Here is a 13,965-nt window from a genome sequence, read left to right as displayed (position 1 = left end):
TTGTTTTGAGGGAGTATTATGGTTATCTATACTGAACAAAGTATAATAAAAAAGTGAGAGGTTGGTAAGTTGGGTGGAATGAGCGGGTAATATTCTACTCAAATATATAGGTTCACACTTAATCAAAAATCCTTACTATTTATTTAGTTGTTTATGCCTGTGCCAGAAGCCAGACTTTCGAAGTTATTTTAATTCTAGAAAGATTTTTCTTCTAATCTTCTAAGGAGATGCGTTTTCATGAGTATTAAGGCGCAGGTAAGTATCGCGCAAAAACTGGGATTCACCTCTCACCAGAATGCGGTTCCGCTGCTACGTGAGCTTGTTTTGCATAACGAATCAGATCAAACCCTTCAGGATCTTACGTTGCATCTGCAGACGGCACCGGCAGTATTAGAAGCAAAGCAATGGAATATTGATCGTCTGCTTCCTGATTCATCTCTTGATATTCGTGAGCGTGATGTGAAGCTCAACGCAGAATGGCTGGCCGAACTTACTGAAAGTGTGACTTGTGAAGTTACATTAAGTTTGCGTCAGGGGGACGAAGAACTTTTTACCCTTAATTATCCCCTCGAAGCGTTGGCGAAAAATGAGTGGGGTGGCAATGCGATGTCTGAGCTGCTGCCCTCTTTCATTATGCCGAATGATCCTGCCGTAGACCGTCTCCTCAAAGCTACATCAGACGTTCTGCGTAGTGCCGGGAAAAACGATGCGCTGGATGGATATGAAAGCCAGTCCAGAACTCGCGTATGGGAGATTGCGTCCGCGCTCTGGACAGCGGTCTGTAATTTGGGTATCAGCTATGCGCTACCTCCCGCCAGCTTTGAGCGTAATGGGCAGAAAATTCGTACACCCGGTGCCATCCTGGAGGGTAAAGTCGCTACCTGTCTGGATACAACGCTCTTGTTTGCCTCCACGCTGGAGCAAATTGGGTTTAACGCACTGGTATTCCTTAGCGAAGGACATGCTTTTGCAGGTTTCTGGCTTCAACCTCAGGAGTTTGCGCAATTAGTGACTGAGGATGTTTCTTCGGTTCGTAAACGTGTTGATTTGAAAGAAATGGTGGTATTCGAAACAACCCTGGTGACTAAGGAATATCCACCTTCATTCTCGCAGGCGTGTGAGGTTGCGCTAAAACACCTGACGGAAGAGGAATTTCATGCCGCTATTGATACTCGCCGTGCACGAATGCAAAAAATTCGTCCTTTGGCATTGGGCATCACTCGTCTGGAAAACCCGACTAACTTAGCAGCAGATGTTCGGCATGGGTTTGAAGATGCCCCAATACTCCCTTCCTTTGATTTAGATATCGACATTGAAGGTAAGAAAGAAGCCGCCAGTCGGCTGGCGCACTGGCAGCGCAAGCTACTTGATTTAACGACTCGTAACCGTCTGTTACACATGCCCGAAAATGCGAAAGGTATCCGGCTGATATGTACAAATCCAGGGCATCTGGAAGATAAACTGGCAGAAGGCAAACGAATACGCATTGTCTCAATGCCAGACCTGGAGTCGGGAGGGCGTGATGCAGAGTTATATCGCCAGCAAACAAACGCTAACCTGCAGGAAGAGTATGCTCAGCTTGCGCTTGATCGTGGGGAAGTTGTGTCACTGCTTGAAAAAGATCGTCTGGAATCCTCCCTCATCGATCTGTATCGTAAATCAAAGAGTGACCTGGAGGAGGGCGGTGCTAACACGCTTTTTCTTGCGGTAGGCTTCCTTAAATGGAAAAAATCGGCTGATGACCCCAAGAGCTATTCTGCGCCGCTGATCCTTCTGCCGATTCAACTTGATCGCAAGAGCGCACTGTCAGGCGTGACCATGCGTTTGCTGGAAGAAGAGCCGCGTTTCAACCTGACGTTACTCGAACTATTACACAACGATTTTGCATTGACGATCAACGGTCTTGATGGTGAGTTGCCCACGGATGAAAGCGGCATTGATGTGGAGGGTATCTGGAACACTGTTCGCCGTGCAGTACGGGATATGGTCGGTTTTGAAGTCACCCGGGATGTCGTGATTGGCACCTTCTCTTTTGCTAAATATCTGATGTGGAAAGATCTTGTCGGTCGTGCTCCGCAGTTAATGCAAAGCCCTCTGGTAAAATATCTTATTGAACGCGGTCAGGAGAATGCTGTACTGGAAAATAGCGGCGAAATTGTTGAGGTTGATAAACTCGACGATGCCATCAGTACACACGACCTTTTCCTGCCGTTACCTGCCGACTCCTCGCAAATTGCCGCCGTTGTCGCTTCCGCCAAAGGCCGTGATTTTGTACTGGATGGGCCACCTGGTACCGGTAAATCCCAGACGATTGCTAATATGATTGCCCATAACCTGGCGCTGGGTCGGCGTGTATTGTTTGTTGCCGAAAAGAAAGCTGCGCTTGATGTGGTCTACCGCCGACTGGAGGCAAAAGGTTTGGGAGAGTTTTGTCTGGAATTGCACTCCAGTAAGACTTCAAAAATGGATTTCCTTAAACAGCTTGAACGAGCCTGGGATGCGCGCGATGTGCTGACCACCAGTGAGTGGGAAGCAGAAGCGGGTAAAGTGCAACGTTTGCGTGACAAGTTAAATGAGGTTGTTCGGTTACTGCATCTACGATGGCCTAATGGCCTGACTCTCCATCAGGCAATGGGGCGTGTCATCAAAGACGCCGGGAGTACAACACCGCAATTCACCTGGCCTGCTGGTACTCTGCATACTGCTGAACAAATGACAGCGTTCAGAGAGATAGCCAAACGTCTTGAACTCAACCGTGATGCTTTTAAACAGCATGGTACATATTTTGGACTTATAAACCAAACTGACTGGACCAACGGCTGGCAAGCGTCGTTGACCACAGAAGCTCAGGCAATCCCGGAGAAAATTGAGCATCTAGAAAAAGCCGCAGGAGAATTACTTAAAGCGACGGGCATCACTCCGGATTCCAATGAACCTGACAGGCTGCTTCAACTGGTCTCACTTTGTGAGCTGTTGTCTAAAGTGGCAGGTATTGATCTGAGTTTTATGTTTGCTCCGGATGCTGCGGCTCGAATTGATGCGGCTAAAACGGCAATCAGTCTGCTTACGGAAATTGAATCCAGTAAAGCGCATTTGTCCGTATCCTATCCCGGCAATAGCTGGCAGAACGTCAATGTTCAACAGATTAAACACTCACTCGAAGAGGCTGACAAAAAGTTTTGGTTCTTCGCCACCAATGCTCGCAAGAAAGTCATTGGCGAAGTGGTTCGACAATATTTGCTTAGCGCGCCCCCCGACCTTGCCATCGATCTTCCCGTTATTGATAAGCTTCAGGCATTACACCAGAGGCTATCAGAGCTGGCTCCTTTGACAGCGATTCTGCCGGGGTGGAACGGCCTTGATACCGATAACTCTGATCTACAGAACTCACTGGATCTGGTTGACGCCATTCGGAATGCTCTGGGCAGTTTTGCTTCATCCCCTCAGCAACTTGCAGAGCTCCGTTCTGCGGTTAAAACGTTAGTTATTGATGCTAATGACTTGCTTAGTCCGCTGGGGATTATTGCTGTACTCACCCAGAAACTGCGAGCCTCTATATCTGACCTCAATGAAGCCAAAGTAAGATTCTGCAATTTGCTCAATGCGTCAGAAAGTGGTTTGGCTATACCAGCCTTACGTGATTGTGCATTGGGTATTATTCATCACCAATCTGCGCTGAAAGCCTGGAGTGACTGGAGTCGGGTGCGGGAAGACGCGGTAGCTCAGGGATTATTGCCTCTGCTCGATACTCTGATCCAGTTGGATTCAAACGATAAAAGTGCAGTTGAGTTTTTTGAAATTGCGTATTGCCGCTGGTTTGCTTCGTGGGTGATTGACTCTGAACCATTGCTGCATAATTTCGTTCCTGCTGAACATATGAGTGATATTGAGGCCTATCGTACCCAGACCGACCGTATTGCAGAACTGTCTATCCGCTATATTCGTTCCCGTTTGTGTGGTGTGATACCCGCGAAAAATGAGATCAGCAAGCAAGGTGGCTTTGCGTTGCTTAAGCATGAGTTGCAGAAATCGCGCCGCCATAAGCCCGTCCGCCAGATGGCTGCAGAAATGGGCGATGCGATGTCTAAGCTTGCCCCCTGTATGTTGATGAGTCCGCTCTCAGTGGCCCAGTTTTTGCCTTCGGAGCTGGCGTTATTTGATCTGGTGATTTTTGATGAAGCATCACAGATATCTCCCTGGGATGCTATTGGCGCAATGGCCCGTGGTAAACAGGTGGTCATTGCGGGTGATCCGCGCCAAATGCCACCAACTAGTTTCTTTAACCGTGCGGCAAATGAAACTGACGATGACACTGAAGAAGACATGGAAAGCATCCTTGATGAGTGCCTGGCTGCGGGTTTGTATAATCACAGTCTGAGCTGGCATTACCGGAGTCGTCATGAAAGCCTGATCACATTCTCTAACCATCGTTACTACGACAGTAATCTCATTACCTTCCCTGCGTCTGAAACAAAGCAAAGTGCTGTCCAGTGGCGCAACGTTGCCGGCGTTTATTCCAAAGGCAAAGGGCGTCATAACCAGGCTGAAGCCGAAGCTATGGTGGCTGAGACTGTAAAACGCCTGACGGATAAAACCTTTATTGCGTCTGGCAAATCTATTGGCATTATCACTCTAAATACAGAGCAGCAAAAACTCATTAATGATCTTTTAGATCGCGCTCGTCAACAGCACCCTGAAATTGAACCATTCTTCCAGCCCGAACTGGAAGAACCTGTTGTGGTTAAAAACCTTGAGACTGTTCAGGGTGATGAGCGCGATCTGATCATGCTCGGAATTGGTTATGGTCCGACAGAGCCTGGTGCTAATACTATGTCGATGAACTTTGGCCCATTGAACCGTGATGGTGGCTGGCGCCGTCTTAACGTTGCTGTAACCCGTGCACGTCAGGAAATGCTGGTTTTCAGTTCTTTTGAGCCATCTTTGATCGATCTTAACCGGACAAGTGCACGAGCTGTCGCCGACCTTAAGCATTTTATCGAATTTGCCCAGCGTGGCCCAATGGCTCTGGCACAGGCCGTTCATGGTTCGGTTGGGGGATATGACTCACCGTTTGAGGAAGCTGTTGCAAATGGGCTGAGAAAAAAAGGCTGGCACGTTGTACCGCAGATTGGTGTGTCACGCTTTCGCATTGATTTAGGAATCGTTCATCCAGATAAACCTGGCGACTTTCTTGTAGGGATTGAATGCGACGGTGCCACCTACCATAGTGCAGCGACTGCGCGTGACCGTGATAAAGTTCGCAGCACGATTCTGCAGGGGCTGGGCTGGAAACTGCTTCGTCTTTGGTCAACAGAGTGGTGGGTTGATAAGGAGGGGGCGCTGGAAAGACTGGATATAGCGATTAATGGCCTGCTGGAAGAGTCCAGAGCCATTGAAGCTGCAATAGCTGAAGCCGCAGAGCTGGTCAGGATTGCCTCAGTAGAAAACGATACTGTACAAACCGTTGAAGAAGGAGATTCAACTCCTGTTATCACGCCAGTCGCAAATGACGAAGATATCGCTGTTCCTGTAAAAGATATTGAATCTGTTGCCATTTCAGTAGACGCGGGAGTTGTAATAGAAGATGTATTGCCTGAGTTGAAGTATGCCTGTTCGGCGGTAACAGATGTAAAACGGAGCGATAATACCGGCAAATATGTAATGATTGATTTACAGGATTGGCAGAGCAAAATCGATGCGGAGAAATTTTATGTACCGGAATATGATGAAACTCTAAGCGCTCTTATCGCAGAAGTGGTTAATGGTGAGTCACCTTTACTTGATTCCACATTGGTGCAGCGCATTGCACGCGCACATGGATTTAACCGTTCAGGCAGGTTGATTCGCGAGCGTGTCATGGAGATTGTGGACCAACACTATCACGTTGCAGCAGATCGTTCCGGTGAAAATTTTGTATGGCTGTCAGAATCGCAACGAGTAGACTGGAGCTCATACCGTTTGCCTGCTACGGATTACGATGTTCGTCAGGTTGATGCAATCCCAATTGAAGAGCTACGAGCATTGGCTCTTAGTATTGATGGCGAAAATAAGGTCTCAGAAATGGCACGGTCACTGGGTATTAAGCGATTGACCAGTCAAGCAAGACAAAGGCTGGAGTTATTACTGTAGTAAATAAATAGTCATTTTTGGAGGCCCTCTCAGATAGCCATCGTTAATTTGGCAATGTGTCCGGTTGGTTAAATCAGGCACATAATATGTCATTGAGGTTTATTCATGGGCCGCGTTAATGTGTGTTAATCACTATAGGCTCGGAAGCTCCTCAGTGTGGAGCCGAGCCATTGATGCCTATCCTTACCAAAGGTGGTCATTCTGGTGGTCTTGACAAGCAGGAAATTCAGGTTTAGCTTACTTATTAGCCATTTATTGGCTAAGGCGATCCCAGTCAGAGGAGCCATATTTAAGAAGCCTGCTTAGGAAACTAAGCAGGCTTTTTGCTTTTTTGTTTCAAGCCTGGTCGAGCGAAGCTACGCCGGAATCTTACGCCGGGAAATCCCCATGCTGACGCGCAACCAACGTCAGAATGGAATACAGCGCCACCGCCTGCTGGTGCTGATTAAAGATCTCCACCGACCACTCCACCACGCCGGTCGCTTTTTCTTCGGCATTGCGCTGACGTTTCACCGTTTTGCGTTTGCAGGTTAAACGCACCTGGATAGTGTCGCCCGGCTTAACCGGCTCGATAAAGCGCAGGTTTTCCATGCCATAGTTGGCAATCACCGGACCGACGCCCGCGTCAACAAACAGACCGGCTGCGGCGGAAATCAGGAAGTAACCGTGCACCACGCGCTCGCCGAAAATGGAATCGGCTGCTGCAATCTTGTCCATATGGGCGTAGAAGTGGTCACCGCTGAGGCAGGCAAAGTTAACGATATCCGCTTCGGTCAGTGTACGACGTGGCGTCAGCAGGCTGTCGCCCGGCTGGATCTCTTCGAAGTATTTACGGAACGGGTGAATACGATCTTCCTCCACCCGAGCGCCACGCACCCACTGTTGGCTTACCGCCGCGAGCATGGTTGGGCTGCCCTGAATGGCGGTGCGTTGCATGTAGTGTTTCACCGCGCGCAGACCGCCCAGCTCTTCACCGCCGCCTGCACGTCCAGGCCCGCCGTGGACCAACTGTGGCAGCGGAGAGCCGTGACCGGTCGATTCCGTCGAGGACTCTTCGTTCAGCACCTGAATACGCCCGTGGGCGCGGGCCGCACCGAGGACAAACTCTCGCGCCAGTTCGCCGCTCGCCGTCACCAGCGTTCCTGCCAGACTGCCTTCACCGGCGCGCGCCAGCGTCATGGCATGCCCGGTATTTTGATACGGCATCAGCGTGGCGACCGGACCAAAGGCTTCAATTGCATGTACCGCGGCAATTTCATCCGGCTGCGGACAAAACAGCAGCGTTGGCGGGAAGAAAGCCCCAGCCGTGCTCAGATCTGCTTTTCCGCCCAGCAGCACCTCACACCCGGCTTCAACCAGACGATTCACATTATCCTGTACGTCCTGACGCTGATCGTTATTCACCAGCGACCCCATCTTCACGCCTTCCTGCGCCGGATCGCCCACTACCACTTTTTGCAGACGGGTAATCAGCGCCTCGCTGACTGCTTTCACCTGCGACTGTGGCACGATAATGCGGCGGATAGCGGTACATTTCTGCCCGGCTTTGGTCGTCATCTCGCGCACTACTTCACGTACAAACAATGCAAACTCAGGCTGTTCTGGGGTGACGTCATCACCCAGCACGCAGCAGTTGAGTGAATCCGCTTCCATGGTGAAAGGAACCGATTTAGCCACCAGGTTGGGGTGCACGCGCAACTGCTGCCCGGTATGAGCAGAACCGGTAAAGGTCACCACATCCTGGCTGTCGAGGTGATCGAGCAGGTCGCCCGCGCCGCCACAGATAAGGCTAATTGCGCCGTTCGGTACCAGGCCACTGTCGATAATCGCTTTCACCATTGCCTGAGTGAGCTGCGCGGTGGCGGTTGCAGGTTTGATAATGGCTGGCATCCCGGCAAGCCAGGTTGGCGCCAGCTTCTCTAGCATACCCCAGCAGGGGAAGTTAAAGGCGTTGATATGCACCGCAACACCGGATTTGGAGGTCAGCACGTGGCGTGCGGCAAAACCGCCCTGTTTGGACAGCGGGATCAGTTCGTCTTCCGGCCACAGCGTATCGTCCGGCAGCTCGCGGCCACCGAGACTGGCATAAGTGAAAAGCGTGCCAATGCCGCCTTCGATATCGACCCAGCTGTCACCGCGCGTTGCTCCGGTTTGCGCGGATATGGCATAGAAATCGGCTTTCAGTTCCATTAAATGCTTCGCCACCGCTTTTAGCATCGCGCTGCGCTCAATAAAACTCATTGCCTGTAACGCTTTGCCGCCGTGCTCAATAGCAAAGCGGCGCGCCTGCGCCATATCCAGTCCAACGCTTGTCACTTCCCAAAGCGCTTCACCGGTAAGGGCGTGGTGGATGGTGCGGGTGCGGCCCCGGCCTGTCTGCCAGGCACCGGATAAATAACTGGCTAACTGCTGCATCGTTAATCTCCAGATGTGTTCCGTAATATCTCTTTAAATAGTTCTTTTATGAATCACAAAATGCAAGTGAGATTTTAATAATTTATTAACAATGAGATCGCGAACACTTTACCTTCATTGGGTATCTATCTGTTATTAATGGATAAACAAAAACCATTTGCGACAAGTATCGCAAAACCAGCAAACATAATTTGTGGTTTTATTTAACCAAGATGTAACTTTTATAAAACAAAGTGATTCATAAATATTTGTTTGTTGAGATTATCGGAATCATAAGGTGATGACGTGACAGAAGAACAACGCTTTGACCAGCGCATCGCGCAGGAAACGGCCATCGAGCCGCAGGACTGGATGCCGGACGCATACCGTAAGACGCTGATCCGCCAGATTGGCCAGCATGCGCACTCGGAAATTGTCGGCATGTTGCCGGAAGGCAACTGGATAACCCGCGCACCCACGCTGCGGCGTAAGGCCATTCTGCTCGCAAAAGTACAGGACGAGGCCGGACACGGCCTGTACCTCTACAGCGCGGCGGAAACACTGGGCTGCGCGCGTGAAGATCTGTACCAGAAGATGCTCGACGGCCAGATGAAATACTCCTCCATCTTCAACTACCCAACCCTCAGCTGGGCGGATATCGGTGTGATCGGCTGGCTGGTCGATGGCGCGGCGATTGTTAACCAGGTGGCGCTGTGTCGTACCTCCTACGGCCCGTATGCCAGGGCGATGGTCAAAATCTGCAAAGAAGAGAGCTTCCATCAGCGTCAGGGCTTCGAAGCGTGTATGGCGCTGGCTACCGGTAGCGAGGATCAGCGTCAGATGCTGCAGGACGCCATCAACCGTTTCTGGTGGCCTGCACTAATGATGTTTGGCCCGAACGACGACAACTCACCGAACAGCGCCCGCAGCATGGCGTGGAAAATCAAACTGCACTCCAACGACGAACTGCGTCAGCGCTTTGTTGATAACACGGTCCCGCAGGTAGAAATTCTCGGTATGACCGTGCCGGACGCCGACCTACAGCTTGATGAAGCGACGGGGAAATATCGATTCGGTGAGATCGACTGGCAGGAATTTAATGAGGTCATCAACGGTCGTGGTGTCTGCAACCACGAACGTCTGGGCGCAAAGCGTAAGGCCTGGGAAGAAGGGGCATGGGTGCGCGAGGCCGCACTGGCGCACGCCGAAAAGCAACAGGCCCGCGACGCGGCGTAAGGAGAGAGTCATGAGCAAAACATACTGGCCGTTATACGAAGTTTTTGTCCGCAGCAAACAAGGGTTATCGCACCGTCACGTTGGCAGTCTGCATGCCGCCGATGACCAGATGGCGCTGGAAAATGCCCGCGATGCCTATACACGCCGCAGCGAAGGCTGCTCCATCTGGGTGGTGAAAGCCAGCGAAATTGTTGCGTCACAGCCGGAAGAACGCGGTGAGTTTTTTGACCCGGCGGAGAGCAAAGTCTATCGCCATCCCACGTTCTACACCGTGCCGGACGGCATGGAACATATGTGAGGCAACGATGAATAACCTGAATCCCGTTGCAACCTATGCCCTGCGTCTGGGCGATAACGGCCTGGTGCTGGCTCAGCGTCTGGGTGCCTGGTGCGGTCATGCGCCGGAGCTGGAGATTGATCTGGCGCTGGCTAATATCGGCCTCGACCTGCTGGGGCAGGCGCGCAACTTCCTCAGCTACGCCGCCGAACTGGCGGGTAGCGGCGACGAAGACACACTGGCTTTTGGTCGTGACGAGCGTCAGTTCCGCAATCTGTTGCTGGTGGAACAGCCTAACGGCAACTTTGCCGACACGATCGCTCGCCAGTTCTTTATCGATGTCTGGCATGTGGCGCTATTCACTCGTTTGGTTAACAGCCGCGATAAGCAGATTGCCGCTATCGCTGCCAAAGGACTGAAAGAAGTGCGTTATCACCTGCGCTTCAGCCGCGGCTGGCTGGAGCGACTGGGGAATGGTACTGACTACTCCGCGCAACTGATGCAGCAGGCGGTCAACAACCTGTGGCGCTTCACCGGTGAACTGTTTATGGCCGACGAGCTGGACATCAGCCTGAGCGAGCAGGGCATCGCCGTTGACCCGCGCGAATTAGAAGCTGAATGGCAGACCACGGTGCACACCGCGCTGCTCGATGCGGGTCTGCAAATCCCTGAAGAAGCGGCGTTCCGTCGCGGCGGCAAGCAGGGGCTGCACAGCGAACATCTCGGCCCGATGCTGGCAGAGATGCAGTATTTACCGCGGTCGTATCCCGGCCAGCAGTGGTAACAGGAGGTGGCTATGCAACGTCTCGCCGCAATCGCACCCCCGGAGGTGCGTACCGTCTGGGGATTGCTAAGCGCCATTCCAGACCCGGAAGTCCCGGTGTTGACCATTACCGACCTCGGCATGGTGCGCCGCGTTGAGCGTCACGGCGACGGCTGGGTGATTGGCTTTACGCCAACCTACTCGGGTTGCCCGGCCACCGAACATCTGCTGGGGGACATTCGGGCGGTGATGGCGGAGCACGGCTATACGCCAGTACATATCGTCCTGCAGCTTGACCCACCGTGGACCACTGACTGGATGAGCCCGGACGCCCGCGAACGCCTGCGCCAGTATGGTATCAGCCCGCCGCAGGCCCACGCCTGCCATGCCGAAATGCCAACTGACGTACAGTGCCCGCGCTGCGCCAGCACCCATACCTCGCTGATTAGCGAATTCGGATCCACGGCCTGTAAAGCGTTGTATCGCTGCGACAGCTGCCGTGAACCCTTTGATTACTTTAAATGTATTTGAGGTTGCGATGACAACATTTCATTCGCTTACCGTGGCCAACGTCGAAGCGGAAACGCGCGATGCGGTGACCATCACTTTCACCATTCCCGACGCGCTGCGTAATGACTACGCCTTCCGACCGGGCCAGCATTTGACGCTGAAAGCTCACCTCGGTGGAGAAGAGCTGCGTCGGTGTTACTCCATTTGTCGCAGCCGCTCGCCGTCGGAAATTAGCGTCGCGGTTAAAGCTATCGACGGTGGGCGTTTCTCCCGCTATGCCCAGCAGGATATCCAGCAGGGTATGGCGCTGGAGGTGATGGTGCCGCAAGGGCACTTCGGCTACCAGCCGCAGGCCGAGCGCGAAGCCCAATATCTGGCGATTGCCGCCGGGTCCGGCATTACGCCGATGATGGCGATTATTGAAGCGACGCTGACGACCGAACCGGCCAGCCAGTTCACGCTGATCTACGGCAACCGCAGCAGCCACAGCATGATGTTCCGTCAGGCGCTGGCCGATCTGAAAGACCGCTATCCGCAGCGTTTACAGGTGGTGCACCTGTTCAGTCAGGAGTCGATGGACAGCGATCTGCTACAGGGTCGTATCGACGGCGACAAACTGCGTGCGCTGGGCAAAAACCTGCTCGATTTCAGCCGCTTTGACGACGCCTTTATCTGTGGCCCATCGGCAATGATGGATGAAGCCGAAGTGGCACTGCGCGAACTGGGCATAGCGGAAAAATCCATTCACCTTGAGCGTTTCAATACGCCGGGGACCAGCGTGAAACGCGTCACCGGCGTGCAGGCGGAAGGCCGCACGGTCACCCTTCGTCAGGATGGGCGCGATCGCCTGATTTCACTGAATGCGGAAGATGACAGCATTCTCGACGCCGCGTTGCGCCAGGGCGCTGACCTGCCGTTCGCCTGTAAAGGCGGCGTGTGCGCTACCTGCAAATGCAAGGTGGTCAGCGGCGAGGTGGCGATGGCCGCCAACTACAGCCTTGAAGCCGATGAACTGGCGGCGGGCTATGTGCTGAGCTGCCAGGCGCTGCCAACCAGCGGTGACGTAGTGGTCGACTTCGATGCGCGGGGGATGGCATGAGCGAACTGCTGATTTCCCGTCACGACCGTGTACTGCAACTGACCCTGAACCGCCCACAGGCGCGTAACGCCCTGAACAATGCGCTGCTAACGCAGATTGCTGACGCGCTGGAAAGCGCGGCGGCGGACGCCAGCATCAGCGTTTGCGTGATTAGCGGCAACCCGCGCTACTTCGCTGCCGGAGCCGATCTCAACGAAATGGCGGAAAAAGATCTGCCCGCCACTTTCGACGATATTCGCCCACGCCTGTGGGCACGTATTGATGCCTTCAACAAGCCGCTGATCGCGGTGGTTAACGGTTACGCGCTGGGAGCCGGGTGCGAGCTGGCTCTGCTGTGCGACCTGGTGATTGCCGGGGATAACGCCCGCTTTGGTCTGCCGGAGATTACTCTCGGCACCATGCCAGGGGCGGGCGGTACGCAGCGGCTTATCCGTTGTGTTGGCAAAGCGCTGGCCAGCCGAATGGTGCTGAGCGGTGAAAGCATTGATGCAGAACGAGCGCAACAGGCCGGGCTGGTGAGTGACATTCACCCGGCGAACCTCTCCGATGAATACGCGCTCAAGCTGGCGGCGACCATCGCCCGTCACTCACCGCTGGCGCTGCGGGCGGCAAAACAGTCTCTACGCGCTGCGCAAGAAGTGGGTCTTCAGGCCGGTCTGGTGCAGGAACGTCAGCTGTTTACGCTGCTGAGCGGCACCGAAGATCGTCGTGAAGGCGTCAGCGCCTTTTTAGAAAAACGCACACCGGAATTTAAAGGACGCTAATCGTGGACGTATTTATTCTCAGCGAAGTGGAGCAGGGCGTGATGACTATCACCCTGAACTGCCCGGACCGACTCAACAGCTTTAACGACGTGATGCACCAGCAGCTTGCCGACTGCCTGAAACAGGCCGAGCGCGACGACACCATTCGTTGCCTGCTGATCACCGGCGCCGGACGCGGATTTTGCGCCGGACAGGATCTGAACGACCGTAACGTTGACCCGAGCGGCCCCGCGCCGGATCTGGGCATGTCGGTGGAACGCTTCTACAACCCGCTGGTGCGCCGCTTAGCCGCGCTGCCGAAGCCGGTTATCTGCGCCGTCAACGGCGTTGCCGCTGGTGCCGGTGCCACACTGGCCTTGGGCTGCGACATCGTCCTCGCCGCGCGCTCGGCGAAGTTTGTCATGGCCTTCAGCAAGCTCGGTCTGGTGCCGGACTGCGGCGGAAGCTGGGTGCTGCCGCGCGTAGCCGGTCGCGCTCGTGCTGTGGGTTTGCTGATGCTTGGCGATAACCTCAGCGCCGAACAGGCCGCGCAGTGGGGCATGATCTGGCAAGTGGTCGACGATGCCGAGTTGAAAGATACCGCGTTGACCATGGCGCGCCATTTCGCGACGCAGCCGACCTATGGCCTGGGGCTGATTAAGAAAGCCTTGCAGCTTTCCGAAACCAACACGCTGGATCAGCAGCTTGAGCTTGAGCGCGACTACCAGCGCATGGCCGGTCGCAGCGACGACTATCGCGAAGGGGTCAGCGCCTTCCTCGCCAAACGTCCACCACAGTTCAGCGGGAAATAAGC

General features: G+C 53.6%; 9 protein-coding genes. 8 read left to right on the top strand and 1 reads right to left on the bottom strand.

Features of this window, described 5'->3' with window-relative positions; translation table 11 throughout:
- The first annotated feature begins 237 nt into the window (after positions 1-237).
- Positions 238-6,129, top strand: coding sequence for a DUF3320 domain-containing protein (locus LY264_RS15270; protein ID WP_071692450.1), 5,892 nt, complete (start codon positions 238-240; stop codon positions 6,127-6,129).
- A gap of 369 nt (positions 6,130-6,498) precedes the next feature.
- Here the strand turns inward: LY264_RS15270 and paaZ are convergent, their stop codons facing one another.
- Complete coding sequence (gene paaZ / locus LY264_RS15265) at positions 6,499-8,544, bottom strand: phenylacetic acid degradation bifunctional protein PaaZ (RefSeq protein WP_048226916.1); 2,046 nt, start codon at positions 8,542-8,544, stop codon at positions 6,499-6,501.
- 285 nt (positions 8,545-8,829) lie between these two features.
- On the opposite strand from paaZ, the gene paaA reads away from it, so the two are divergent.
- From paaA to paaG, 7 genes are read left to right on the top strand one after another with little or no spacing between them, the layout of a single operon-like run.
- Positions 8,830-9,759: a 1,2-phenylacetyl-CoA epoxidase subunit PaaA gene (paaA, locus tag LY264_RS15260; protein ID WP_008784410.1), complete on the top strand. Its 930-nt coding sequence runs from the start codon at positions 8,830-8,832 to the stop codon at positions 9,757-9,759.
- A gap of 10 nt (positions 9,760-9,769) precedes the next feature.
- Positions 9,770-10,057: a 1,2-phenylacetyl-CoA epoxidase subunit PaaB gene (paaB, locus tag LY264_RS15255; protein ID WP_032943000.1), complete on the top strand. Its 288-nt coding sequence runs from the start codon at positions 9,770-9,772 to the stop codon at positions 10,055-10,057.
- 7 nt (positions 10,058-10,064) lie between these two features.
- The gene (gene paaC, locus LY264_RS15250) at positions 10,065-10,820 is read left to right on the top strand and encodes a 1,2-phenylacetyl-CoA epoxidase subunit PaaC (RefSeq protein ID WP_071692449.1); all 756 of its coding nucleotides are present in this window, start codon (positions 10,065-10,067) and stop codon (positions 10,818-10,820) included.
- 12 nt (positions 10,821-10,832) lie between these two features.
- The gene (gene paaD / locus LY264_RS15245; RefSeq protein ID WP_048226912.1) at positions 10,833-11,330 is read left to right on the top strand and encodes a 1,2-phenylacetyl-CoA epoxidase subunit PaaD; all 498 of its coding nucleotides are present in this window, start codon (positions 10,833-10,835) and stop codon (positions 11,328-11,330) included.
- Between the two features lie 7 nt (positions 11,331-11,337).
- Entirely contained in the window at positions 11,338-12,408 is a 1,071-nt protein-coding gene (gene paaE, locus LY264_RS15240; protein WP_048226910.1) for a 1,2-phenylacetyl-CoA epoxidase subunit PaaE, read from the top strand.
- Positions 12,405-13,172: a 2,3-dehydroadipyl-CoA hydratase PaaF gene (gene paaF / locus LY264_RS15235; RefSeq protein ID WP_048226908.1), complete on the top strand. Its 768-nt coding sequence runs from the start codon at positions 12,405-12,407 to the stop codon at positions 13,170-13,172. Before paaE ends, paaF begins: the two co-directional genes overlap by 4 nt.
- 2 nt (positions 13,173-13,174) lie before the next feature.
- Entirely contained in the window at positions 13,175-13,963 is a 789-nt protein-coding gene (gene paaG / locus LY264_RS15230; protein WP_048226906.1) for a 2-(1,2-epoxy-1,2-dihydrophenyl)acetyl-CoA isomerase PaaG, read from the top strand.
- The last annotated feature ends 2 nt before the right edge of the window (positions 13,964-13,965 follow it).

The organism is Citrobacter portucalensis (assembly GCF_023374935.1).
Lineage (GTDB): Bacteria > Pseudomonadota > Gammaproteobacteria > Enterobacterales > Enterobacteriaceae > Citrobacter > Citrobacter portucalensis.
This window is presented reverse-complemented; position numbering and strand designations above follow the sequence as displayed.

What these genes read in the sequence shown, in the direction of transcription:
- LY264_RS15270 (WP_071692450.1), top strand. Translation starts at nt 238, where the DNA reads ATGAGTATTAAGGCGCAGGTAAGTATCGCGCAAAAACTGGGATTCACC.
- paaZ (WP_048226916.1), bottom strand. Translation starts at nt 8,544, where the DNA reads ATGCAGCAGTTAGCCAGTTATTTATCCGGTGCCTGGCAGACAGGCCGG.
- paaB (WP_032943000.1), top strand. Translation starts at nt 9,770, where the DNA reads ATGAGCAAAACATACTGGCCGTTATACGAAGTTTTTGTCCGCAGCAAA.
- paaC (WP_071692449.1), top strand. Translation starts at nt 10,065, where the DNA reads ATGAATAACCTGAATCCCGTTGCAACCTATGCCCTGCGTCTGGGCGAT.
- paaD (WP_048226912.1), top strand. Translation starts at nt 10,833, where the DNA reads ATGCAACGTCTCGCCGCAATCGCACCCCCGGAGGTGCGTACCGTCTGG.
- paaE (WP_048226910.1), top strand. Translation starts at nt 11,338, where the DNA reads ATGACAACATTTCATTCGCTTACCGTGGCCAACGTCGAAGCGGAAACG.
- paaF (WP_048226908.1), top strand. Translation starts at nt 12,405, where the DNA reads ATGAGCGAACTGCTGATTTCCCGTCACGACCGTGTACTGCAACTGACC.